Below are 23132 nucleotides of genomic sequence, written 5' to 3'. Positions count from 1 at the left end.
TATGCAAACAAGGGTTGAATACAGATAACCATGAAATATTATCCCATATTCCTTGATATGAAAGGTAAGGCCTGCCTGGTTGTGGGCGGGGGAGCGGTGGGCGCAAGAAAGGCGGCAACCCTTGAAAAATGTGGTGCCCGGGTAACCGTGATCAGTGATCGGTTTTCAGCCCGGTTTGATGAATTGAGGCACTCGTCTATTTGTCTTGAGAAAAAAGCCTATGAAAAAAAGGATGTAAACGGGATGTTTCTTGTTTTTGCCGCCACCAATAACCCCGCTTTGAACCAGCAGATCAAAGCCGATGCGGCCGGGCTCAATATCCTTTGTAATGTGGCGGACGCACCGGGCAAAAGCGACTTTTTACTGCCGGCCACAGTGGACAGGGGGGACCTGATTCTGGCGGTTTCAACCTCCGGCTCAAGTCCTGCAATGGCCAAGCGGATTCGGCAGGATCTGGCGCACCAGTTCGGACCGGCGTATGCAACATTGCTGCAGCTCATGGGCAATATCCGTCAAAGACTTTTGTCATCGGGGCATGCCCCGGAAGATCATAAACAGGTATTCCACACCCTTATCGAGAAAGGAATCCTTGAAATGATCGAGGCAAAGGATGACATCAACTTAAACCGGATACTGGGGGATGTGCTTGGAAAAGGATATGTCTATCAGGATCTTGTTTCTTCAAGGAGCGATGAATGAATCCTCAAACAACCCAGATGGGGTTGCAGATAACAACTGTACTCTATTTTTTGAGCATGGCAGGGTATGTGTTGTTTTTGTTTAATCAAAAAAAAATCTATCAAAAATCAGCGTTTCGTTTGATTTCACTGGCCATTGTGGTTCATTTGATCAGCATGATGGTTTACACCATGGCCACCCGGCAGGTGCCCATACAGAATTTGTCCCAGAGTTTGTCCCTGGCGGCCCTTGCCCTGGGGGGCATGTTTTTAATTGTCCAATACAAGTTTGATCTTAAAATTCTAGGGGTATTTGTTTCCCTAATGTTGTCAGCCGTCATGCTGGCGGTGTTGATGATTCCTGATGTGCCGGTGGAACAGAATGCCGCCTTAAAGGGGTTCTGGTTTTACGCCCACATCCTTCTGGTGTTTACCGGCGAAGCCTCCCTTGCCCTGGCAGGCGGGGCCGGCATTTTATATCTTCTCCAGGAAAAAGGCATCAAGACAAAAAGTCCCGGCTTTTTTTTCAAGCGATTGCCCTCGTTGGATCTCCTGGATAATGTGGGGTATACCTGTTTGACCACTGGATTTGCCTTGCTCACCATCGGGCTTGTGGCCGGTTTTATCTATGCAAAAGCCATCTGGGGAAGATTCTGGAGCTGGGACCCCAAAGAGGTCTTTTCTGTGGGAACCTGGCTTGTTTATGCGGCCTTGCTGCACCTGCGGATGTATTCGGGATGGCGCGGTAGAAAATCAGCCATCATGACCCTTATCGGTTTTCTGATCGTCGTGTTCACCTTCCTTGGGGTCAATCTGCTGGTGGGCGGCCATCACCAGGCATTTACAAAATAAAGCAACAAGAAAATAAAGAAAGAACCATGCCAAAAATTATGTTAATCGGCGCAAATCACAAAACCGCACCTGTGGCGCTCAGGGAGAAATTGTCGTTTTCCAGTGAAGAGACCCTGGCAGCCCTTGAATTTTTAAAGCAGGATGCCGACATCCGAGAAAGCCTTGTGTTTTCCACCTGTAACCGGACAGAAATTTTATATATTCCGGAAACCGGTGAACAGATTGATAAGATCATTGGGTTTATTTCACATCATAAGCAGGTCGACACGGCTGAATTTAAAAGTGCCTTGTACGTGTATCAAGACGATGAGGCGATCCGGCACTTGTTCAAAGTGGCATCCAGCCTGGATTCCATGGTGGTGGGCGAACCCCAGATCCTGGGCCAGATCAAACAGGCCTACCGGGTCGCTGTGGCGAACAAGGCCTCCAGCGTGTTGCTGAACCGGCTGATGCACAAGTCGTTCAGTGTTGCAAAAAAAATCAGGCGGGAAACCGGCATCGGTGACAATGCGGTTTCCATCAGCTATGCTGCCACAGAGCTGGCCAATAAAATCTTTTCGGATTTATCCCAAAAGACTGTTCTGCTGCTGGGGGCCGGTGAAATGGCCGAACTGGCTGTGGAACACTTGATTTCCCACCGGGTGAAGCAGATACAAGTGGCCAATCGAACCTTTAAAAACGCTGTGGCCCTGGCGGACAAATTCAAGGGGCAGGCCATCAAGTTTGAAGAAAGGGAATCCGTGTTACCATCGGTGGATATTATTATCAGTTCCACCGGTGCCACCGACTATGTGTTAACCTGCGAACAGGTCAAACGGGCCATGAAAAAAAGGCATCATCAAACCCTTTTTTTTATTGATATTGCTGTTCCGAGGGATATTGACCCGGACATCAACTCGATTTCCAATGCGTATGTTTATGATATTGATGACTTGAAAAGTATTGTCGAGTCAAACATTGAGCAGCGGGGAAAAGAGACGGTAAAGGCGGAGAGATATGTTGATGAAGCCGTGGTAAAGTTTCGTACCTGGCTGGAAAGCCTGGCGATTGTGCCGACGATTAAGGCGATGAACGACAAAATGTCTTCTATTGTCGATATGGAATTTAAAAAAACCCTTTCCAATTTGAAGCACCTCGCACCGGAAGATATTGAGGCCATCAAACGGATGACCCAGGCCATTGCCACTCGAACGATTCATGACCCCATCCTGTTTTTGCGCCATACCGGTGATCACAGGGATGATTCCCTTTATCTCAATGTCACCCGTCAGTTGTTCAACCTGGATATACCCGAAGGAGAATAAACTTTAATGGGGTTGGGTGCCCGGCATCAGGCCTGATCCTGCTATTTAGGGCTTTACATTTTGGTAAATTTCAGTATAATATTTGCGTTCGGGTGTGCTTATAATCTTAAGATAAAGGGCGAAAAACAATGAGAAAAGAAGATTTGGAATTTTTTAAAAATCTTTTAAATGACAGGCTGACTGAGCTTCTTTCCCATGCGGATAGCACTGTAACCGGCATGACCCAGCAAAAAGAAAATTTTGCCGATCCAACGGACAGAGCGTCCCATGAAGCAGAAAGAAGCTTTGAGCTTCGTATCCGGGACCGGGAACACAAATTGATCAAGAAAATTAAGAAAGCGCTTGAGCGGTTTGACAACGGAACCTTTGGTATTTGTGAGGTGTGTGAAGAAGAGATCTCCATTGAACGACTCAAGGCACGACCGGTCACCACTCAATGCATTGAGTGCAAAACCCGGGAAGAGGATATGGAGAAAGCTCTTGGCATTTAGCCGGTGCAAGACAGTGCATTGATTGATCTTCACATACATTCCACCGCTTCGGATGGGTCCTTCTCTCCTTTAGAAATCATGGCTCTGGCGAAAAAAGCCGGAGTCACAGCCATTGCCATAACCGATCATGACACCCTGGACGGTGTCAAAGATATTTTAAAACATCCCCTGTTTACATGCCCTGAATTTATTACCGGCGTTGAAATCAGTTGTGAACCGCCCTTGGAATTTAAAGATCTGGGCAGCATTCATCTGCTGGGATATGGGTTCAGTGTTTATGATAAACAGCTCAATGCCATTCTGGATGAGGCAAAAAAGGCCCGGGCCCAAAGAAATCCGAAAATTATTGACCGCTTAAACACCCTTGGATTCGCTATTACCATGGAACAGGTTGAAACCCGGTTTGGGGTGACGCAGGCAGGCCGTCCCCATATTGCAGAATTCATGAAGGAACAGGGATATGTTCAGACCTTCAAAGAAGCCTTTGACAAGTATCTTGGCAAAGGGCAGCCTGCATATGTGGATAAATTTAAAGTCTCCTGTGAAAAGGCCATTCAAGCGATCTTTGAAGCCGGCGGGGTTTCTGTCCTGGCACATCCCGGGCTGTTGACGTTTCAACGAAGTAACCAGATGGAAATGTTTATTGATGTGCTCATGGCCTATGGCCTGGAAGGCCTGGAGGTCTATTATACGGATCATGACGCATCATTAACCGCTTTTTATCACGCACTTGCAAACCAAAAAAACCTTATGATGACCGGGGGGTCAGATTTTCACGGAGCATTTAATGACGGGGTTCTCCTGGGATCGGGGAAAGGCAATCTGAATATTGGATACGATTTATTTAAAGCATTAACAGATCGTCTGGAAGCCATCAAAGACGTCCATACACCGTTAAGTCTCCTGGAAAATAATCTCGGATACGGGTTTAATGATCCCTCCCTGTTGAGCAATGCTTTGTGTCATCGGTCTTATTTGAATGAAAATCAAACGTCCTGTTCATCAGATAATGAGCGGCTTGAATTCCTGGGTGATGCAGTTTTAGGATTATGCATCGGACAATTGTTAATGGAAAGAAGCCCTTTGAAAAAAGAAGGAGAACTGTCAAAGCTAAGGTCCAGCCTTGTCAGTGAACCGACCCTGGCGGATATGGCCAGATTTATCGATCTTGGCCGGTTTATCCGGCTGGGAAAAGGAGAAGCACTTTCCCGGGGATTTGATAAAGATTCCATATTGTCCGATACCTTTGAAGCCGTTATTGCAGCGGTTTACCTGGATGGGGGGTTTAATATGGTATACCGGCTGACATATGATCTTTTCAGTGATGGCCTGGATGCACTTCTGACCAATGAACGGGTCATTGACTATAAGAGTATGCTGCAGGAATTTGCCCAGGAACAGGGAGAAGCCCCCCCTCAATATGTCGTTTTTAATGAAACAGGTCCGGATCATGATAAAACCTTTGAGATTCGGTTGACACTTTTCGGTTCGACGTCCAAGGGCTCAGGGAAAACTAAAAAAGCAGCAGAGCAGGATGCTGCGAAAAAAGCCCTGAACCGGTTAAAAAAAAATTATTCATAAGGGCACCCCATGATCCTGCCCAGAAAACCCCTTGTTATCCCGGTATTTATTCCCCATTCAGGATGCCCCCATCAATGCGCATTTTGTAATCAAACCATCATTACTCACCACCCTTCAACCCTGCCGGATCAAGCAGCCATTCACGATATTGTAAGCCGGTATTCCCGGTATAAAGGCAAAAGAGACGGGGTGGAACTGGCTTTTTTTGGAGGAAATTTTTTAGGACTGGATCATCCAACCATTCTTCAATTGCTTGATCTGGTTCAGCCCTATGTCCAGACAAAACAGATTGATGGCATACGGTTTTCCACCCGACCGGATACGATCACCCGGCAGACGCTTGACCTTATCCGTCCCTACACGATATCCACGGTGGAACTGGGGGTTCAGTCAATGAACGATGCGGTTTTGTCCCATTCGAAAAGGGGGCATACCAGCAGCGATACTCTGACGGCCCTTCACCAATTGAAGCAAACCGCTTATAAGATCGGTGTCCAGGTCATGGTGGGGTTGCCCGGGGATACGGCCGCATCCTTATTTGAAAGTACAAAAATCGTGGCTGACCAGGCCCCTGATTTTGCAAGAATTTATCCGTTGATGGTGTTAAACGGCAGCCTGATGGCGCACTGGTATCAACAGGGAAAATATACGCCGTTGACCCTTGAACAGAGTGTCCAATGGGTGAAACAAATGGTTCATATATTTGAGGCTGAAGGGGTGAAGGTTATTCGGTTGGGGCTCCAGGCATCCGACCTGATGGAAGATGCATCCATGGTGCTGGCCGGGCCATGGCATCCGGCATTTGGCCACCTGGTGTTTTCTGCGATGGTATATGACAGGGCCTGCCGAAAGATAGAGGTATATCCGGATCACTTGAAGGCCCGGGGGCTGACCTTGACTGTTCATCCAAAATCAGAATCCCGGTTGAGGGGGGATAAAAATACCAATTTAAAAAAACTCAACCTGCGGTATCCAGGACTTGGCCTTGCCATTCGGCTGGATGAAAACATGCCCCTGGATCAGGTCGATATTGGTGAGGGCGGTGGAAACATTGCCGGGAAATGGATTTGAAGGCAGATTAAATCCCTTGTTTGAAAAGGTCTTCAACGTCAGATGCGGTATCCGGCTTTGGCGTATGCTCGGTGGGCACAGTGCCTTCCTTGAAGCATTCGAAAAGGGTTTTTTCTGACGTTTCAATGGGAAGCAATCCTGTTTTGGCATCAATTTTGGCAAAAACAATGCCCTCGGGAACATTAAACGCCCTGGCCGGTTTTCCTTCCAGGGCATTTTTCATATAGTCCAGCCAGATGGGACTGGCGGCCCGGGATCCGGTCTCTCCTTTTCCGAGAGGGGCTTCCTGGTCAAGGCCCACCCACACCCCCGTGGTATATCGGGGGGTATAGCCCAGAAACCAGGCATCAAACAGATTGTTTGTTGTACCGGTTTTTCCGGCCACCGGCCGTTTGAGCGCTTTGATTCGCCACCCGGTTCCTGATCGTACGACACTTTCCATGATATTGGTCATGATATAGGCGGTGCTCATATCAATGACTTTTTTTCGAACCAGTTTGGCGGTTTCCAGCAAAGCGCCGTTGCGGTCATAAATTTTGGTGATAAAGACCGGTTCAATCAGGTATCCCAGGTTTGAAAAGACCGAATAGGCATTGATAATTTCCAGTAGTGAAAGGCCGGATGATCCCAGTGCAATGGAGAGATCCTGGCTGATATCCGAGGTGATGCCAAGTCTTCTGGCATAGTCAATGACATAATCTATCCCCAGATCCTGGAGGATTTTAATGGTGACAATATTCCTTGATTTAACTAAAGCTTCACGGAACAGGGTCGGACCAAAAAAGGTTTCGGTATAATTCCGGGGCTTCCAGGTGAAATCCCGTTTCGTGTCTTCATAGACAACCGGAGAATCAATAATGATGGTGGCAGCTGTATACCCCTTATCAAGGGCGGCGGCATAAATAATGGGTTTAAAGGCACTTCCCGGCTGGCGCCGGGATTGATAGGCCCGGTTAAACTGACTGTTTTTGTAATCGCGCCCACCAATCATGGTTTTCACATGCCCGGTTTCCGCTTCAATACTCAACAACGCTGCCTGGGCAATGGGTTCCTGGTCCAGGGTAAATTCAATGACGTCTGCTTCGATGGTTTCATTGACCACTTTTACCCGAATGATATCCCCGGGTTTAAACACCTGGGACGGTCGGCTCACCTTGCTTTCAAAATATGCGACATCAGGGTCTGGCTTTCGGGCCCATGTCATGGTTTCCAGTTTAATAATGCCCTTAAAATTGCCCACCCGGATGGTGGTGATGTTTTTTTCATCATCAATATGTACGACAACCCCTTGATAGGCCTTCCCTTTTTCCAGCAGTCGATTGCCCATGGTTTCTGAAATTTCCTGGCAGAACGTCTCGATTTGAAGGGCAGAAATATTTTTGATTGGGCCGCGATACCCTGTCCGCCTGTCAAGTTCATTCAGGCCTTTGCTAACGGCGGCCCTCCCGATTTTCTGAAGTTCAATATTGACAGCGGTATGGATTTGAAGCCCCTGTTTGTAGAGGGCATCTTTACCATACTTTTTTTCAACATATCGTCTGACATGTTCGGTATAACACGGCACCCTTTCAATGAACCAGTTTTTTCTGGGTTTGATGTCCAGTTTCAGATCAATGGCCGCTGTGGCCTCAAGGTTCGTTATCATGCCTTCTTCTTTCATGCGGTTCAACACATAAATCTGCCGTTGTTTTGCACGATCGGGAAAACGAAAAGGGGAATACCGGCTGGGTGCCTGGGGAAGCCCTGCAAGCATTGAACATTCTGCCAGGTTAAGGTCTTTGGCATGTTTGCCAAAATAGTTCTCAGATGCCGATTCAACGCCATAGGCGCCGTGACCCAGATAGATCTGGTTCATGTAAAGAAAAAGGATTTCATCCTTGGTGAATTTTTTTTCAATCCTGTAAGCAAGGATAGCTTCTTTGAGCTTCCTTTTATAGGTCCGTTCCGGGGTCAGTAAAAAGGATTTTGTGACCTGCTGGGTGATGGTGGAGCCCCCTTGGACGATGGTGCCGGCCTTAAAATTTTTTAACGATGCCCGGAAGATAGAAACAATATCAATGCCCGGATGTTCCCGGAATCTTGAATCCTCTGCTGCTACAAATGCATGGATCAGGTTTTCCGGCATTTCGGATAAAGGGATGACAATTCTTCGTTCTTTGTAAAATTCTCCTATTTTTCTGCCATCATCTGAAAACACACTGGTCACTGTGGCCGGATGGTAATCTTTTAATGTGTTTATCTTTGGCAGCTCCTGGCTGAAATAATAGTAAAGCCCGGCAATCCCGGCACACCCCAAAATCGCCAGTAGAAAAAACAGAGCAAGGCACCATTTGAAAAACGACAGAACCCTGCCGTGTTCTTTTTTTTTACTTCTTTGTTTCAGTATTTCAGATTTACTCTTTGCCATAACACCCTGGAAACGGATTTTGTATTGATTAATTTTCAGCTAGGTATTATCAGATTCCATTTCTTATGGCAAGACTTATGGCCCTGGTACAGGAATTCTCATTATGGTTATGATTGAAATCGAATATGGACGGAAGTTCCGCCGGAATTGAAGCAGTCATCCGGGGTGTTACATGCCGGGCACAGGCGGATATCACCGGGACAGACATCCGTGTCTTTGGGGATGACGGGGCACCGGTGTGAATCAATCCATATGATAAAATGATACCGTTCAGAAAAGATTTTTATTCTCAGCAGGTCGAATCCCCTGCCGCCGGCATTAAAATCAAAGGGTTTTTTTGTCGAATAATCGATGGATTCCGGCGGGCTGAAATAATTTTCAAATATCAGGTATAGTTTCTCCTGGGTAAATCCGATGCCATAATCTTTGATAATCAGCTCGGGATCACCTCCCGTGGTGGTTAGGATAATATCAATTTTACCGTTATCCGGTGTGTATTCAAAGGCATTCCGGATAATGCCTTTTGTGATGATGCCCAGAATTTCAGGCGGCATAAAAACGGGAACGGTTTTTTCAATCCGGGGGTTCAAAATACAATTCCGATGCTGGAATTCCGGTTTGAGGTGTTCGATCTGGTGTGTCAGATGATCCTCCATGCAAAGCGATCTGGCGTGGAGCTGTTTTGGACCGAAAAGCCTTTCTATGACGTCGTGCACCCGGTTGATGATCTTTTCGTTGTCTGTTTCGGTTTCCATCAGGAGGGTCAATTCATCTTTACAGGCTTCCAGAAGCTTGTTCAGGATATTATAGGCCTTAAAATCATTTTTTCTCAACAGATCCTCAACCTCGTACTGTATGTCCAGGATTCTGTCAAGATTCCGTTGCCCCCGGTTGAATATTTTTTTAATCAAAGGGGTTTCCATGTCCAGGGCCCTGAGTTTTTTTGATAAAAGCGACATGGCAGCGCTCACCACCGAAACAGGGGTCTTTAATTCATGGGCCAGATGGTTGATGACCTTGTCCTTTGCATGGTTCAATGTTTTCAGCTCTTTGTAGGATTTTATCAATTCTTCATGGATGCGGGTGTTTTCAATGGGCAGGGCAATGGTATTGTTCACCATGCTCAGCAGTTCAATGTCCGTGGTATCAAATTCGCCATGGTGTTTGTTGACCAGAGAAACCACCCCAATGGTTCGGTCCTTAATCTTTATGGGTACGGACAACATGTTCCGTGTGACAAGATCGGTTTCATCATTGACCCGTCGCAGATAAAAAGAGCAGTTGGCGGCATCCGGAATAATAAGGGGGGTGCCGGTTTTATATACCCGTCCGGAAACCCCCTGGTCCGCTGAAAACCGGATTTTCTTAAATTTTTGTTCTGATTCAAGGTCCCGGTACTGGGCAGAGAAAAAATAGAGTTGATCCTTTGATTCGTCCGCCAGCAGAATGAAAGCCCCTTCAACGGATATCAGGGCTTGAATTTCCTTGTTGATAAAGGCGATGAGATCTCCAAGTTCCTGATACTGGTGCAAGGCCCTGGAGATCCTGAGCAGGGCCTGGTTGGTTTTGGCCATGCGCTTTTCAGCGGTCATATCCCGCAGTATCAATACCTGTCCGGCCGGGGCGCCATGCTCATCATATAAAATGGAGCCGTTGATCACGATATCAAGAATCCGGCCGTCTTTGGTGTATCTCTGGGTTTCAAAGTCATGAATGGACCGGTTTTTAAACAATTGTTTCATTCCCTGTTTTGCCTGGTCCATCAGGTGATCCGGAATGAACTTAATGGTTTTTCCTTTCACATCTTTGAGGGTCCATCCAAATACGCTTTCAAACGCGGGATTAATATATTCAATCTTTTTGTCCCGGGTGAAGGCAAACACCGGATCCGGCAGGAATTTCAGGAGTGTGCGGAGCCGTTTCTGTGCCAGTCGGCTTTTCTGATACAATTGTTTGGCTGATTTTTCTGCGTTTTGTGCCGCTTGAAGTGCTGATGGGTTGTCCGCCAATTTCATTTGTACCCCTTGAAAAAATAAGATTTTGGGTCAGGCTTTATTGGGGTGGTTTCAGCCAGCCGGGTCATGCCATATGGATAAAAACCACCATAAAAAAAGTCAGATCCTGTCCATTAAAGCTGATGTCTGAACGGTGCGTTTTTTCTGCTCAGACGATACGATTTTCCAGATATGATAGCGTAAAAAAAGTAAAGGTGCTATAAATTTTTTCAACAATTCTCATTATGGCGATACCTAAACCGGTCCAGGCTTGTGGTATTGGCGGCTGAATCTTTTATCAGGCGCCATGCCTTTGACCAACACCTGAACGATTAAGGGCAGAAGCCGGCAAAAGTGTCAATAACGCACGCCTGACCCATCGTCCAGTGGCGATTGAGTTTCATCCTAAGACGTACCGCGGTTAATTTTTACAATTTGACTTTTTGAACAATATCGGTTATTTAATTAAGTTTTGATTATTACATCCTAAAGGAGTTGTTAAGGGTTATGGTAAAACTTGATTTTGAAAAAACCAAGGGGTTGATTCCTGCCATTGCACAGGATTATAAAACCGGTGAAGTCCTGATGCTTGCCTATATGAACGAACAAGCCTTTGATGAAACACTTAAAAGTGGCACCGCCACTTACTACAGCCGATCCAGGAATACCTTATGGAAAAAAGGGGAAACATCCGGTCATGTGCAGCATGTGAAGGAAATCCGGGTGGATTGTGATAAGGACACCGTTCTTTTAAAAGTGGATCAGGTCGGCGGTGCCGCCTGTCATAAAGGATATAAAAGTTGTTTTTTTTCCCGGGTGGACGGCAATGATTTAACCATTGTAGAATCGAAAATTTTTGATCCAAAAGAGGTATATAAATAATGGAAAAAATACTGAAATTGGGCATTCCAAAGGGCAGCCTTCAGAATGCAACCATAGATCTTTTTAAACGGTCCGGGTGGAAAATTAATATTGAAGGAAGAAGCTATTTCCCGGATATTAATGATGATTCCATTGAATGCGCCCTGTGTCGTGCCCAGGAAATGTCCATCAATGTCGAAAGTGGGGTTATTGATGCGGGATTGACCGGCCTTGACTGGATTGCCGAGCATGAATCCGATGTCCACGTGGTGGCGGATCTGGTGTATTCAAAGGTCAGTGCCCGGCCTGCCAGATGGGTGGTTGCCGTGGCAAATGAGTCTCCCATGAAAACCCTTGAAGATCTTGAAGGGAAAACCATTTCCACGGAGTTGGTAAAATTTACACGGCGGTTTTTTGAGGACCGTAAGATTGATGTGAACGTGAAATTTTCCTGGGGCGCCACAGAAGCTAAAATTGTTTCAGGCCTGGCGGATGCCATTGTAGAAATTACGGAAACCGAGAGCACGATCAGGGCGCATAACTTACGGGTGATCCATGAAGTCATGGAAACCAATACACAGCTCATTGCCAATAAAGCGGCCTGGGAAATTCCTGCGAAAAGAGAGAAAATAGAACAGATCGCCCTGTTATTGCAGGCGGCCCTGGTTGCGGATCAACTGGTGGGAATAAAAATGAATGTGCCTGAAACGAAAATCGCCAAGGTTGTGTCTCTTCTCCCCAGCCTGAATGCCCCCACCATTGCATCCTTGTATCAATCCGACTGGTATTCTGTGGAAACAATCGTTGATACCGGGCTGGTAAGAGATTTGATTCCCCGGCTGCTCAAAGAAGGGGCAGAAGGCATTATTGAATATTCGTTAAACAAGGTGCTGTAAATGAAGCCCGCAGATAGATGTGAACACATAACCCCTTTCATTGTTATGGATATCCTTGAAAAAATCCATAAGATGGAAGCGGCCGGTATTGATGTTGTTCATATGGAAATCGGGGAGCCGGACTTTAATGTGCCCGAATGTGTCAACAGGGTCAGCATTGATGCTTTTTTGGGAAATGAAACGCATTATACCCACAGTCTGGGCGATATCCGCCTGAGAGAAGCCATCAGTGCGTATCATCAAACCACCTATGGCACCGCCATTGATCCGGGTCAGATCCTGGTGACGTCAGGCACCTCACCGGCCATGCTGTTATTGTTTTCCGTCCTTGTAAATCCGGGGGATGAGATCATTATATCTGATCCGCATTATGCCTGTTATGCCAATTTCATTCGTTATGTACAAGGGGTTCCGGTGACGGTTCCGGTTTATGAAGATAATGGCTTTATCTATACACCGGAAGCAATAAAAGGGAAAATTACGCCCAAAAACCGGGCGATTTTTATTAATTCCCCCTCTAATCCCACGGGAAATGTCATTCCAAAGAAACGAATGCAGCAGATTGTGGATATTGCCCAGGCCAACAATCTCTATGTGATTTCAGATGAAATTTATCATGGGCTGGTGTATGAAGGACGGGAGCATTCCATCTATGAATTTACAGACAAGGCCTTTGTGTTGAACGGGTTTTCAAAACTTTTTGCCATGACCGGCCTGCGTCTCGGATATTTGATCGCCCCTCCCTGGTTTGTCCGGGCACTGCAGATCCTGCAGCAGAATTTTTTCATTTGCGCCAATTCCGTGGCCCAGCTGGCTGGTGCCGTTGCCTTGAAAGATGCCCATAAAGAGACCCAGGCCATGCGAGAGACCTATAATAAACGTCGTATCTATGTCATTGAGCGATTAAAGCACATGGGTCTGGGCATTACGGTTGAGCCCACGGGTGCATTTTATGTGTTCGCCAATGCGAAACATATCTCAACTGATTCTTATGCCCTTGCGTTTGATATCCTGGAAAAAGCCCATGTTGGGGTTACCCCGGGAATTGATTTTGGGGCAAATGGGGAGGGATATTTGCGGTTTTCCTATGCAAATTCAATGGAAAATCTGGAAATGGGTCTTGACCGTATGGAAGGGTATTTAAAAGGGTTGTGATGATTATTAAATCGGTTCAATTTGTTAAAAGTGCGGTCAAACCGTCCCATTACCCGGAATATGATTTTCCGGAAATTGCTTTTGCAGGCCGCTCCAATGTGGGAAAATCATCTTTGATCAATACATTGATCCAGAGAAGAGATATGGTGAAAACAAGTTCAAAACCGGGATGTACCCAGCTGATCAATTTTTTTATGATCAATGAAATGTTTTCGTTTGTGGATCTTCCCGGGTATGGGTATGCCAAGGTATCCAAAAAAATTCGATCTCAATGGCAGCCAATGGTTGAACGATATCTCGCCCATCGCCAGAACCTTCTGGGGTTGATTTTACTCATTGATATTCGAAGAGATCCGGAAAAAGAAGAGTTTGATATGATGGCCTGGCTGGAATCCCATGGAATGCCGTATCTGGTGATTTTAACAAAATCTGATAAACTGTCTAAAACCCTTCAACAGAAACGGCTGACTGCTATTTGTGGCCAGTTGAACCGGGAAAAGAACGGGGTGATTCTTTTTTCAACCAAGACAAAAAAAGGCCGGGATACGGTTCTAGGAGAAATTGAAAATTTAATGGGCGGGTTAAATGAATCATAAAAATGAAAATGTGTTTCGATCAGGGTTTGTCGGTATTATCGGTGCGCCCAATGCAGGGAAATCCACTTTGCTCAACCAGGTGCTGGGTCAAAAAATTTCCATCACTTCCAGCAAACCCCAGACGACCCGGGATAGAATTCTGGGGATTGTGAACCGGCCGTTATCCCAGATTGTTTTTGTGGATACGCCGGGGATTCACAAGAGTACCACCCTGTTAAACAAACGGATTGTTGGCCAGGCCATGCTGGCACTGGAAGATGTTGATGTTATTTTGTTGATGGTGGACGTGGCCTCCAGGAATTATGCAGCAGAGAAATTGATCCTGTCCCAATTGAAAAAAAAACCCAAACCGATTGTCCTTGCGTTGAATAAAATTGATCTGGTTGATAAGGCCAGGGTCTATGGACTTGTTGAGGAATTTCAAAAATTGCATGCGTTTAACACCATTGTCCCGGTTTCGGCCCGGCGAGACATTCAAGTGACGGTGCTTCTCCAGCAAGTTGAAGCGTCGTTGCCCCCGGGTCCCCGGCTGTTCCCGGAGGAGACCTTTACGGATGTCTCTGAAAAATTTATGGTCAAAGAGATGATCAGGGAAAAGGTATTTCGATTTACAGGCATGGAGATCCCTTATTCAAGTGCGGTTACAGTGGATTCCTTTGTCGTTGAAAAAAAGTTAATTGTCATCCATGCCAGCATTCATGTCATCCGGGATTCCCAAAAGGGGATCATTATTGGGAAGAAAGGGTCCATGTTATCCAAAATAGGGTCTGCTGCCAGAAAAGACATCGAACGAATGACCGGGCAGAAAGTACTGTTAAAACTGTTTGTAAAAGTGACGAAAGACTGGATCGACAACGGACGGATGTTGAACGAGTTTGGTTACTGATGCCATGAATCCGTTTACTTGGTTCATTGATGAGGCGGTCTTAAAAAAAGAACGGGACAAAGCAAGGAAATTGCGGGGCAGTCAATGGTGGAAGCGAAAACGCGCCTTGGGAATATGTCACTATTGTAAGCATATTTTTTTGCCCAAAGACCTCACCATGGATCATGTCATTCCCCTTGCCCGGGGGGGGAAGTCGGAAAAATTTAATCTTGTGCCATGTTGCAAAGACTGTAATACGAAAAAAAAACAGCAGCTTCCGGCTGAGTGGGACGCGTATATGGCTTCCATAAAACAATAGCCAGCGGACAATTTTTTTTTGTCCGCTGGCGATTGTTAAAAAATAAGACCGGCTTATTTTTTATTGCAGAGCCTGTGAATGGTTTGTGCATGCCATTCTCCACGACCGGAGAAGGTGGGCTGTCCTAGTTCAACCAAGCGGCTTGCAACCTGATCAAATGTGGCACCCTCGGCCCGCATGGTGTGGACGATATCCATGACGGCTTCACGGCTGAGAAGTTTGGTGCCCGTTGAAACCTTGGCATCTGTCTTTTTTGCCACCACTTTTTTTCTTTTTCGAATGATCGCTTTTACCGGTTGGATTTTTTCAACAGGTGTTTCCACGGGTTCCGGGATGTCAAGTTCCGGCTGGAGATCCTGTTCCGGCTCCCGGGAGGTTACATAATGGTGTCTAAACGGTTTTTCCGTCGCACTCTCCTGTTCACGGTTTGTTTCCGGTGCCAGGGCGATATTCAGGTGACCCACGACTCTTTCAAGGGCAATGGCCTGACGTTCCAGCATATCCGCAGTTCTTTCCTGGGCATTTATCAGGTAATCCTGGTTTTTTGTCAGGGTTTCAATATGACTGGATAAGTTTTCAATGGCGTCTGCCAGCAAGGACACTGCTGGCGTATCGTCCATTGGCATCTGATTTCCCGGTTGATGTTGCATGGGGGGTCTTTTCATTTGCTGGTTTCTGTTGTTCTGGTATCCACCATGGGAAGGGAATCTGGGGGAGCTGGTATAGTGGTAAGAATTATCATAGTTTTTGCGCGTTTTCGGGGCGCGCGGTTTTTCAGCCTGACCATTTCGAAGGCTTTGTAGAAAATCGTTCATGGGGTTGTTGTCTCCTTGGGACTATATTAAATATGTCAAAAAATGGTGACACCAGATTTGACTAAAACTACTGTATTTTTTTCAACTCTTTGATTTTAAATAAAGTTGATAGATTTATATTAGCATATTATTCGACCTTTGTTAATATCTTTCTTTTTAATGTCTTTGTCAAGCTTTTCTGCGATTTTTCAAATGACCACAAAGCGGTTTGTTTTCGCTGTTCAACAATTCCCATTATGAAGATACCTGAACCATTGTCCGGCCACTATTGCGTTTTATAATGAGAATTTCTGTTCCCTGTTTTATTCGTTTGAAACATGATTGCCATTGTGATAGTAACTGTAACTTAGTCACTCAACTTTCGGAGTTGACCATTTCTATATGGGGTCAGGCTTTCATTATGGCACTTTTTATCTGTCTGGTTATGAAATAGTGATAAAAAGCACGATAAAAAAAGCCTGAGCCCGTCGATTAAGGTAACCTCTGAAAATTGAGGTACTAATTTTTTTAATGAATCGTAAGGATAATCGGAACATGATTGAAAATAAGACCTATATACCCCATTATAAAATTGAAGATCCGGGTATTGTTAAAGCGGATCTGCTGACACCCATCCCGTACGCCTATAAATCAAAACGAAGCATTGATATCACCATAAAGCAGCCTGAATATACGTCGGTATGCCCCATGACCGGGTTACCGGATAATGGTTGCATCACCATACTGTACAGACCGGATGAGACCCTTGTGGAACTTAAATCATTAAAATATTACCTGTTGCAGTTCCGAAATGTGGGCATGTTTTATGAACATGTGGTCAACAAGATTCTGGATGACCTGGTTCTGGTTTTAAAGCCCTTGAGAATGGAGGTCACCGGCGAATTTACCCCCAGGGGGGGAATCAGCTCCATTGCAACGGCTGTTTATGAAAAAAATTAAACGAGTCAACTGCTAAAGGTCGAAGCCCGAAATCGTCGCGGAAGCGATTTACGCGATACGGGTTTCAAACTCTTTGATAAGCGCCAGCGCATGTGTCTTTGAATTGATCCGGGATAATTCCTGCCTGAAGGCAGAACATCCCGGCAGGCCTTTCACAAACCATGAAAGCCGGCTCCTCAGCATTTTGCAGGCCGACAGTTCTCCAAAATAGGCCACATACATTTCCGTCAACCGCGCCATTGCTCTGAAAATGTCTTGTTCTGAGGGCGCTTGATAGGATCCGGTTTCAAGAAACGCATCGATCTGGGAACAGATAAACGGATTTCTCATGGCCCCACGCCCCACCATGACAGCATCGCACCCGGTGTGCGTGATCATTCTTGCTGCATCTTCAACACTGTTAATATCCCCATTGCCAATAACGGGGATTGCCAATTGCTGCTTCAGGTCCCGGATCAGGTTCCAGTCTGCATGGCCTTTAAATCCCTGGCCAGCGGTCCTGGGATGCATGGTAATGGCATCAATTCCTGTATCCTCAGCGATTTGCGCTATCTTAAACGCGTCTTTCCCGGAAGGGTCCCAGCCGGATCTTATTTTTATGGTCAGGGGCAGATGGGTTGCCTTCCGAACAGCTGTCAACAGCAGGCCGCTATGTCCGGGGTCTTTCATCAGGGCCACCCCGGCGCCCTGTTTTACGACCTTCTTTACACTGCAACCAAAATTAATATCAATGATGTCGGCGTTTCCCAGATCCTGCACAGCGGTTGCCGCCCTTGCCATTGTGTCTGGATCAGATCCGAATAATTGAACTGACAAGGGGGCTTCTTCTTTTTTTGAGGATAACAGGGTCAAGGTTTTTTTTGAGTTATAAAAAAGCCCTTTTGCGCTGATCATTTCAGAGCAGACAACCGCACATCCACATTCTTTTACAAGAAGCCGGAACGGCAGGTTGGTGATGCCTGCCAGGGGCGCCAAAAATGTTTTTCCATTTATTTTCAGGTGGTTTATTTTCATTGTGTCCTGGGCTTTTTCAGGCAGGCATCCATCTGGGGGTTTGCATAACAGAAAAGACAATTATGGTAACACGGATGGTCTTCATATGATCCGACATCTATGGATCGGGTGCAGTGACATCCTTTTTTTGACCGCTGGCCGTAATCTCTTTTCCTTTCAGGTGTACCCCCAAAGAGGTGCTTTAATAAATGGCCGTCAATGCATGCGTTTTCTTTTACCCTTGTATCGCCGTCAAGTGCTGAGAAGACGTCTCGTTCACAACACAGATAAAGGGTGATGTTTGTTCCGGTCAAAAGCGATGCCATTCGGCGAATCACTTGTGTTTTTTTATCCATGGACGGGTTCGTAAAAAATACAGATGGATAATTTGTTTGACATAAACGGTTCAGACGTCTTTGAATCTTGGGGTAAGTATCAAAAAAACTGGTGACGCAGCGTTGAATGCCAAGTCTTGATGCTTTTTCTGCGATGGTTGGAAAATCTGAAAGATTGTTTTTTGTCGAACCATTACCATTGTGTTGGGTGCCATAAAAACAAATGGGGTCAAACCGCCAGGAAATTTTATCCGGTCCAAACACATCGGCAAGTTCGTTTAATTGTTCAAGTCTTTGGGTTAAAGGGGGCAGCATGGGTTCAAGCAAAGCCGATTCAGAGTTAAGGGTAAAATTGAAATACAGATTGAATCCAAGTTGTGTCAGCCGTTCGCCCGCCCTGGCGTTAATAAAGGCTGCATAGTTTTTTGACCAGAAGACAATGGAATGAACGACATCCCTTGATACCGTGACGGGCTTAACGGTTCGGGTGTAGGGGTTTTTTACGTTAAAAAAACCGCGGTGGATGCGGTCCATAAACCAGTCCATATAGAAGGCCGGTATATCAGTTCTTCGGGAAGCAGACAGGATGTTAACCGGCGGTTGGGTCATGTTTCTTTTTTAAATCGGAAAAGGAAATGATGGTGGCTTGATTTTTTTCCGGGGGGGCTTCCTTTTTTAAGTCGTCCTGATCCCCGGACCCTGACCGGCTGGAATCGGGTGCAGTATCAACAGGGTGCTCAACCTTTTCCAGCTTCATTTTTTTCCCATTCATATGAAATTCCTGGCCATTGATATAATCGTCTTTTAGAATCCATGTCACGGTCTGCACCGGGATCTGGAGCATTAACAAGGTGATATCATACCAGTCTTTTTTTAGATCCGGACGGATGGTTTCCACCCTTGCAAAAGACACAGGGGTATCTTCAATATAGATTAAGACAACATCATTGACGGTGGTCATAGTCTCCTCATGTGGTTTGATTTTTCTTGTCAACTGGCTTTATATAACATAATCTTCATATAACAGCAAAGAAATGGAATGGATATATGGCACCTGTCTATGAAAAAAAATGGAAGATTTTTTTCCTTGTTGCAACGTCAATTTTTATGTCGACACTGGATTCAAGCATTGTTAATGTGGCACTTCCCCAAGTAATGCAGGAGTTGCAAACAGATATTCAAACCATTCAGTGGGTGGTATTAATTTATCTGGTAACGGTTTCCGCATTACTGTTAACCTTTGGCAGACTTTCAGATATTTACGGTAGAAAAGTTGTTTATGTGATGGGGTTTGTCCTGTTTGCGGTTGGATCTTTGTTGTGCGGAATGGCTCGAACGCCTCTGTTTTTGATCGTTTCAAGGGCCTTGCAGGGGGGAGGGGCATCCATGCTGATGGCCTGTTCTCCAGCGATGATCGTCGATGCCTTCCCGGTTCAGGAACGGGGAAAAGCCCTGGGTATGATTGGCGCTGTGGTGGCTGCCGGACTGACCACAGGACCGGTTGTGGGGGGTGTTATCCTTGAATATCTATCCTGGCGGTTTATTTTTTATATCAATATTCCCATTGGGATTGCCGCTGCCCTGGGGGGGCTGTTTGTTTTAAACAACGCGCCAGCTGCTCAAGGATGCCGGGAGCCCTTGGACAAGACGGGCAGTGTCTTATTGGTTATCATGTTGTCCACCCTGATTGTTTTTTTGACCCAGTTGTCCCGGTGGGGGATCATTTCACTCCTGTCCCTGTCCTTTGCCGTGTCTTTCATTCTGGCATGTATCGGATTTGCCGTCACTGAGGCAAGGTCTGACTATCCGTTATTTGATCTGGGGCTTTTAAAACTCAAGTTGTTTTTGTTCCCGGTGATGTCTTCGGCGCTTCTGTTTGCATCCTTGTTTGTGATTGTGTTTATGATGCCGTTTTATCTGACATATCCGTGCGGGTTTTCCCCATCAAAAACCGGATCCATAATGATTGCGCCTTTTTTGTTTCTTTTGTTTGTCAGTCCCCTGTCAGGGATGTTATATGATCGCCTCGGCTCAAGACGTCTGTGTATGATGGGAATGAGTATTTTGACCCTGTCCCTGGTGTCATTAATGATGATTCGTCCGGCCATGGGTGCGGGATCAATGTTATGGCGGATGGCCCTTGCCGGGATTGGGACAGCGCTTTTTGTGTCTCCCAATAATACCGCCGTAATGAGTTGTGTGCCATTGTCAAGGCGCGGCATCGCTTCAGGGGCTGTTGCCACGGCAAGGAATCTTGGCATGGTGATCGGGATTGCCCTGGCAGGATTGATTTTTTCCACTTCTTTTTCAACACTGACAAGTGGTTCAAGTCTTGAAGATTACACAGCGGCAATGGAACCTTTTTTTATGATCAGCTTTAAACGAGCAATGGGAATGGGTGTTATCCTCTCAATCTGGGGCATATTCGTGACCTTTGCCCGGGGCAAAGAGTCCCAGCTGAAGGATGATCCCCATGAAGGAGGCGTAAATGAGACAATGGAATAAGCTCCCCTATGCAGTACTGGATCAGCCAGAGGTTGTCAGGTCTCTTTTTCATCCCCGGGTTGAGCCGGGGTTTCGCCAGACCCGGACGAACCGGGAGGATATCCTTATCCCGGTTGATAAAGGGGTTCAATTGGCGGCATCCTTTCATTTGGCCCGGACCGATGCACCCGTCATCCTTTTTTTTCATGGCAATGGAGAAATTGTATCGGATTATGATGATGTCGGTTGTCTGTATAATGACATGGGGATCAATCTTTTTGTGGTTGATTACCGGGGATACGGAAGATCAACCGGTATACCGTCTGTCACATCAATGATGGCGGATTGTCATATCCTTTTTGATTTTGTACGGGCCTATCGATCCAACAGGGAATTGACCGGTCCTTTGTGTGTAATGGGCCGGTCTCTTGGCAGTGCGTCCGCCATTGAACTGTGTGCCACACGGGCAAATGATTTTAATTGCCTGATTATAGAAAGCGGGTTCGCCTGGGCGGCTCCTTTGCTGCAGAAATTGGGTATCAATCCACACTGCATCGGATTTAAAGAAAACCAGGGGTTTGAAAATATCGATAAAATCAAGACCTTTTCAAATCCCTGCCTGGTGATCCATGCCCAATTTGACCACATTATTCCCTTCTCAGATGGACAGGCACTATTTGATGCCTGTGCGTCGCGCAACAAAATACTGTTGGAGGTCAAAGGGGCCAATCATAATGATATTTTCTTCAAAGGCAGGGACCAATACCTGGAACAGATTAAACAGATCTGCCTTCAATAAGGCTTATTTCTCCGGAAACGGAACGATGAAAACCGGCATTTTAGACCGTTTCAACACCTTTCTGACCACATGTTCGCCCATGGCATCGGCCAGCAATCCCAATTGCTTGCACCCCATAACAATCAAATCACAGCCTTCCTCTGCCGCCGTTGATGTGATTTCATCGGCAATGGAACGCCCTTCAGCCACCAGAATTTTTTTAATCAGGGAGTTGTTCTCAGAAATCTCTTTTTCCTGTTCGGTGCCTTTGAAAAAGCCGGCAATGGCCTTGCGGATTCTCAGGGCATCAACATTTTTTCCGATGAGTATATTTCTTGCCCCGGCTCGATGATCGGCTTTCAAGTTTTGATATAATTGTTCACCAAACGCCATGCGGATCTGTTTTTCAGCATACGGGGTTTCTTCCATGACGTGAAGAACAATAATATTGGCCTGATGGCAGATCGCCAGAGTTGCAGCATGCTCAAACACTTTTTTCATATTAACAGAAAGGTCAGAAGCGAAAAGAATATTTTTTGTGGGTGGAACCATTTTAATTCCTCCAGAAGTTATCGGTATGGAGCGGTTGTCCGGCCCTCCCGTGTCTGTTTGTTATTGTTGATAAAATACGCATCAACACGCTTTTATATGGCCCTATAATAAATCAAAATGATGAATATGCAAGTGCTGATTTGAACCCGCCCGGTTTATTTTATGAATTCAGGCGCGTCTTTAAAAAAATCGGCCACCCTGTCCTGGTATTTATCAATAGAGCCGGCTTTCAGTATCGCCTTGAGCGGTTTTTTGCTTTCCTTAAACGAAGGACCCAGGTAACTCCAGAATCCTTTCATTCGCCCGGTTAAATGAGCAGGGCCTGAGAAGATGGTTTGATAGCTGTCAAAAAGGGCATCATGGAATGCGTTTAATCGTTCAATGGGGTTTTTATCCACTTGAAGTCCTTTTATTTGCTCTGCAAGAAATGGATTGGACAAAATTCCCCGGCCTATCATGAATCTGCTGATATGGGGAAATTTTTTTTGAACGGTATGAAACGTGTTTACGTTGGTGATATCACCATTATAGGTGAACGGGTGTTGACAGTTTTGGAGCGCTTCACCAAATGCATCATGATCCGATGTTCCCTCATACATCTGTATCCCGGTCCTGGGGTGAAGGATGATTTCATCCAGAGGGTATTTGTCCAAAATAGGCAGAAGCGTAAAAATTTCACGTTTTGATCGTCTGCCCAACCGGATTTTTAAGGACAGTGTGTTGGAAATTTTCGACAGCACCGTTTCCAGGAAGGCATCAATTTTATCCGGATACATTAAAAGCCCTGAGCCCCTCTTTTTTTTTGCTATTTTTGAATGGGGACAGCCCAGATTCCAGTTGATTCGGTGATACCCCATGGTATAAAGCTGATCAGCAAGAAAAATAAAATCGGTTGCAACATTCCCAAGAATTTGAGGCACCACTGGCAGCTTCCTGTTCTTTTCAGGATATAGATCTTTGATCCTGGAAGGGTGTATTCGCATCTGGCCCATGGTTGAAATAAACGGTGCCACGGCTTCATCCACGCCTGAAAAATGATCTGAATATACATTCCGATACGTCACGTCGGTAAATCCCTGAAGCGGGGCAAGAATGATGGTAATGGGAGGGGGGGGCATTAATGACGACTCCATTAAAGCGAAAAACCTGAAATTGAGATGGTAAAAA

23 protein-coding genes are annotated in these 23132 nt (G+C 45.9%); 15 read left to right on the top strand and 8 right to left on the bottom strand.

Annotated elements, in window-relative coordinates:
* The first annotated feature begins 30 nt into the window (after positions 1-30).
* The 6 genes from Q1Q15_RS03060 to Q1Q15_RS03035 all read left to right on the top strand — a co-directional run bounded on the left by Q1Q15_RS03060 (position 31) and on the right by Q1Q15_RS03035 (position 5976).
* On the top strand, positions 31-699 hold the full coding sequence (locus Q1Q15_RS03060; RefSeq protein ID WP_300456493.1) for a bifunctional precorrin-2 dehydrogenase/sirohydrochlorin ferrochelatase: 669 nt from the start codon (positions 31-33) through the stop codon (positions 697-699).
* Complete coding sequence (ccsA, locus tag Q1Q15_RS03055) at positions 696-1529, top strand: cytochrome c biogenesis protein CcsA (protein WP_300456491.1); 834 nt, start codon at positions 696-698, stop codon at positions 1527-1529. Before Q1Q15_RS03060 ends, ccsA begins: the two co-directional genes overlap by 4 nt.
* Positions 1530-1555: 26 nt before the next feature.
* Positions 1556-2833: a glutamyl-tRNA reductase gene (gene hemA / locus Q1Q15_RS03050; RefSeq protein WP_300456488.1), complete on the top strand. Its 1278-nt coding sequence runs from the start codon at positions 1556-1558 to the stop codon at positions 2831-2833.
* Between the two features lie 128 nt (positions 2834-2961).
* Complete coding sequence (gene dksA / locus Q1Q15_RS03045; protein WP_300456485.1) at positions 2962-3324, top strand: RNA polymerase-binding protein DksA; 363 nt, start codon at positions 2962-2964, stop codon at positions 3322-3324.
* Positions 3325-3342: 18 nt separating this feature from the next.
* On the top strand, positions 3343-4905 hold the full coding sequence (gene rnc, locus Q1Q15_RS03040) for a ribonuclease III (RefSeq protein WP_300456482.1): 1563 nt from the start codon (positions 3343-3345) through the stop codon (positions 4903-4905).
* Between the two features lie 9 nt (positions 4906-4914).
* On the top strand, positions 4915-5976 hold the full coding sequence (locus tag Q1Q15_RS03035; protein WP_300456479.1) for a radical SAM protein: 1062 nt from the start codon (positions 4915-4917) through the stop codon (positions 5974-5976).
* A 7-nt stretch (positions 5977-5983) separates the two neighbouring features.
* Here Q1Q15_RS03035 and Q1Q15_RS03030 read toward each other — a convergent pair whose 3' ends face one another.
* Both Q1Q15_RS03030 and Q1Q15_RS03025 read right to left on the bottom strand, forming a co-directional pair.
* Positions 5984-8383, bottom strand: a complete 2400-nt coding sequence (locus tag Q1Q15_RS03030) for a PBP1A family penicillin-binding protein (RefSeq protein ID WP_300456477.1) — start codon at positions 8381-8383, stop codon at positions 5984-5986.
* Positions 8384-8490: 107 nt separating this feature from the next.
* The gene (locus tag Q1Q15_RS03025; RefSeq protein ID WP_300456474.1) at positions 8491-10398 is read right to left on the bottom strand and encodes a PAS domain S-box protein; all 1908 of its coding nucleotides are present in this window, start codon (positions 10396-10398) and stop codon (positions 8491-8493) included.
* A gap of 486 nt (positions 10399-10884) precedes the next feature.
* Here Q1Q15_RS03025 and hisI point away from each other — a divergent pair, with 486 nt between their 5' ends.
* From hisI to Q1Q15_RS02995, 6 genes are read left to right on the top strand one after another with little or no spacing between them, the layout of a single operon-like run.
* Entirely contained in the window at positions 10885-11259 is a 375-nt protein-coding gene (gene hisI, locus Q1Q15_RS03020; RefSeq protein WP_300456471.1) for a phosphoribosyl-AMP cyclohydrolase, read from the top strand.
* Positions 11259-12134 carry an ATP phosphoribosyltransferase gene (gene hisG / locus Q1Q15_RS03015; protein ID WP_300456468.1) on the top strand — a complete coding sequence of 292 codons (876 nt, stop codon included), beginning with the start codon at positions 11259-11261 and terminating at the stop codon, positions 12132-12134. The genes hisI and hisG overlap by 1 nt, the downstream gene beginning before the upstream one ends.
* On the top strand, positions 12135-13289 hold the full coding sequence (locus Q1Q15_RS03010) for a pyridoxal phosphate-dependent aminotransferase (protein ID WP_300456465.1): 1155 nt from the start codon (positions 12135-12137) through the stop codon (positions 13287-13289).
* Positions 13289-13885 carry a ribosome biogenesis GTP-binding protein YihA/YsxC gene (gene yihA / locus Q1Q15_RS03005; RefSeq protein ID WP_300456462.1) on the top strand — a complete coding sequence of 199 codons (597 nt, stop codon included), beginning with the start codon at positions 13289-13291 and terminating at the stop codon, positions 13883-13885. The genes Q1Q15_RS03010 and yihA overlap by 1 nt, the downstream gene beginning before the upstream one ends.
* On the top strand, positions 13875-14771 hold the full coding sequence (gene era / locus Q1Q15_RS03000) for a GTPase Era (RefSeq protein WP_300456459.1): 897 nt from the start codon (positions 13875-13877) through the stop codon (positions 14769-14771). Before yihA ends, era begins: the two co-directional genes overlap by 11 nt.
* Before the next feature lie 4 nt (positions 14772-14775).
* Positions 14776-15069, top strand: coding sequence for an HNH endonuclease (locus tag Q1Q15_RS02995; protein ID WP_300456458.1), 294 nt, complete (start codon positions 14776-14778; stop codon positions 15067-15069).
* A gap of 53 nt (positions 15070-15122) precedes the next feature.
* Here Q1Q15_RS02995 and Q1Q15_RS02990 read toward each other — a convergent pair whose 3' ends face one another.
* Complete coding sequence (locus Q1Q15_RS02990) at positions 15123-15884, bottom strand: hypothetical protein (protein WP_300456456.1); 762 nt, start codon at positions 15882-15884, stop codon at positions 15123-15125.
* 534 nt (positions 15885-16418) lie between these two features.
* On the opposite strand from Q1Q15_RS02990, the gene queF reads away from it, so the two are divergent.
* Positions 16419-16823 carry a preQ(1) synthase gene (gene queF, locus Q1Q15_RS02985; RefSeq protein WP_300456454.1) on the top strand — a complete coding sequence of 135 codons (405 nt, stop codon included), beginning with the start codon at positions 16419-16421 and terminating at the stop codon, positions 16821-16823.
* A gap of 48 nt (positions 16824-16871) precedes the next feature.
* Here the strand turns inward: queF and dusB are convergent, their stop codons facing one another.
* The 3 genes from dusB to Q1Q15_RS02970 are packed head-to-tail and all read right to left on the bottom strand — an operon-like array spanning position 16872 to position 19112.
* On the bottom strand, positions 16872-17837 hold the full coding sequence (dusB, locus tag Q1Q15_RS02980) for a tRNA dihydrouridine synthase DusB (protein ID WP_300456451.1): 966 nt from the start codon (positions 17835-17837) through the stop codon (positions 16872-16874).
* Positions 17834-18760 carry a DUF1848 domain-containing protein gene (locus Q1Q15_RS02975; protein WP_300456449.1) on the bottom strand — a complete coding sequence of 309 codons (927 nt, stop codon included), beginning with the start codon at positions 18758-18760 and terminating at the stop codon, positions 17834-17836. The genes dusB and Q1Q15_RS02975 overlap by 4 nt, the downstream gene beginning before the upstream one ends.
* On the bottom strand, positions 18741-19112 hold the full coding sequence (locus Q1Q15_RS02970; protein ID WP_300456446.1) for a hypothetical protein: 372 nt from the start codon (positions 19110-19112) through the stop codon (positions 18741-18743). Before Q1Q15_RS02970 ends, Q1Q15_RS02975 begins: the two co-directional genes overlap by 20 nt.
* 86 nt (positions 19113-19198) lie before the next feature.
* Between Q1Q15_RS02970 and Q1Q15_RS02965 the strand changes: the two genes are divergently transcribed.
* Entirely contained in the window at positions 19199-20656 is a 1458-nt protein-coding gene (locus tag Q1Q15_RS02965; protein WP_300456443.1) for an MFS transporter, read from the top strand.
* Positions 20640-21434, top strand: coding sequence for an alpha/beta hydrolase (locus Q1Q15_RS02960; RefSeq protein WP_300456440.1), 795 nt, complete (start codon positions 20640-20642; stop codon positions 21432-21434). Before Q1Q15_RS02965 ends, Q1Q15_RS02960 begins: the two co-directional genes overlap by 17 nt.
* Before the next feature lie 3 nt (positions 21435-21437).
* Here Q1Q15_RS02960 and Q1Q15_RS02955 read toward each other — a convergent pair whose 3' ends face one another.
* The gene (locus tag Q1Q15_RS02955) at positions 21438-21965 is read right to left on the bottom strand and encodes a universal stress protein (RefSeq protein ID WP_300456437.1); all 528 of its coding nucleotides are present in this window, start codon (positions 21963-21965) and stop codon (positions 21438-21440) included.
* A 155-nt stretch (positions 21966-22120) separates the two neighbouring features.
* Complete coding sequence (locus Q1Q15_RS02950; RefSeq protein WP_300456434.1) at positions 22121-23083, bottom strand: tRNA-dihydrouridine synthase family protein; 963 nt, start codon at positions 23081-23083, stop codon at positions 22121-22123.
* Positions 23084-23132: the final 49 nt, after the last annotated feature.

The organism is Desulfobacula sp., from assembly GCF_030145145.1.
Taxonomy (GTDB): domain Bacteria; phylum Desulfobacterota; class Desulfobacteria; order Desulfobacterales; family Desulfobacteraceae; genus Desulfobacula.
Note: the sequence above shows the minus strand (reverse complement) of the source record. Positions and strands in the feature narration are given on the sequence as shown.

Excerpts from the sequence above, each read along its gene's own strand:
- Q1Q15_RS03060 (WP_300456493.1), top strand. The coding sequence starts at position 31 with ATGAAATATTATCCCATATTCCTTGATATGAAAGGTAAGGCCTGCCTG.
- ccsA (WP_300456491.1), top strand. The coding sequence starts at position 696 with ATGAATCCTCAAACAACCCAGATGGGGTTGCAGATAACAACTGTACTC.
- hemA (WP_300456488.1), top strand. The coding sequence starts at position 1,556 with ATGCCAAAAATTATGTTAATCGGCGCAAATCACAAAACCGCACCTGTG.
- dksA (WP_300456485.1), top strand. The coding sequence starts at position 2,962 with ATGAGAAAAGAAGATTTGGAATTTTTTAAAAATCTTTTAAATGACAGG.
- Q1Q15_RS03035 (WP_300456479.1), top strand. The coding sequence starts at position 4,915 with ATGATCCTGCCCAGAAAACCCCTTGTTATCCCGGTATTTATTCCCCAT.
- Q1Q15_RS03030 (WP_300456477.1), bottom strand. The coding sequence starts at position 8,383 with ATGGCAAAGAGTAAATCTGAAATACTGAAACAAAGAAGTAAAAAAAAA.
- Q1Q15_RS03025 (WP_300456474.1), bottom strand. The coding sequence starts at position 10,398 with ATGAAATTGGCGGACAACCCATCAGCACTTCAAGCGGCACAAAACGCA.
- hisI (WP_300456471.1), top strand. The coding sequence starts at position 10,885 with ATGGTAAAACTTGATTTTGAAAAAACCAAGGGGTTGATTCCTGCCATT.
- hisG (WP_300456468.1), top strand. The coding sequence starts at position 11,259 with ATGGAAAAAATACTGAAATTGGGCATTCCAAAGGGCAGCCTTCAGAAT.
- Q1Q15_RS03010 (WP_300456465.1), top strand. The coding sequence starts at position 12,135 with ATGAAGCCCGCAGATAGATGTGAACACATAACCCCTTTCATTGTTATG.
- yihA (WP_300456462.1), top strand. The coding sequence starts at position 13,289 with ATGATTATTAAATCGGTTCAATTTGTTAAAAGTGCGGTCAAACCGTCC.
- era (WP_300456459.1), top strand. The coding sequence starts at position 13,875 with ATGAATCATAAAAATGAAAATGTGTTTCGATCAGGGTTTGTCGGTATT.
- Q1Q15_RS02995 (WP_300456458.1), top strand. The coding sequence starts at position 14,776 with ATGAATCCGTTTACTTGGTTCATTGATGAGGCGGTCTTAAAAAAAGAA.
- Q1Q15_RS02990 (WP_300456456.1), bottom strand. The coding sequence starts at position 15,884 with ATGAACGATTTTCTACAAAGCCTTCGAAATGGTCAGGCTGAAAAACCG.
- queF (WP_300456454.1), top strand. The coding sequence starts at position 16,419 with ATGATTGAAAATAAGACCTATATACCCCATTATAAAATTGAAGATCCG.
- dusB (WP_300456451.1), bottom strand. The coding sequence starts at position 17,837 with ATGAAAATAAACCACCTGAAAATAAATGGAAAAACATTTTTGGCGCCC.
- Q1Q15_RS02975 (WP_300456449.1), bottom strand. The coding sequence starts at position 18,760 with ATGACCCAACCGCCGGTTAACATCCTGTCTGCTTCCCGAAGAACTGAT.
- Q1Q15_RS02970 (WP_300456446.1), bottom strand. The coding sequence starts at position 19,112 with ATGACCACCGTCAATGATGTTGTCTTAATCTATATTGAAGATACCCCT.
- Q1Q15_RS02965 (WP_300456443.1), top strand. The coding sequence starts at position 19,199 with ATGGCACCTGTCTATGAAAAAAAATGGAAGATTTTTTTCCTTGTTGCA.
- Q1Q15_RS02960 (WP_300456440.1), top strand. The coding sequence starts at position 20,640 with ATGAGACAATGGAATAAGCTCCCCTATGCAGTACTGGATCAGCCAGAG.
- Q1Q15_RS02955 (WP_300456437.1), bottom strand. The coding sequence starts at position 21,965 with ATGGTTCCACCCACAAAAAATATTCTTTTCGCTTCTGACCTTTCTGTT.
- Q1Q15_RS02950 (WP_300456434.1), bottom strand. The coding sequence starts at position 23,083 with ATGCCCCCCCCTCCCATTACCATCATTCTTGCCCCGCTTCAGGGATTT.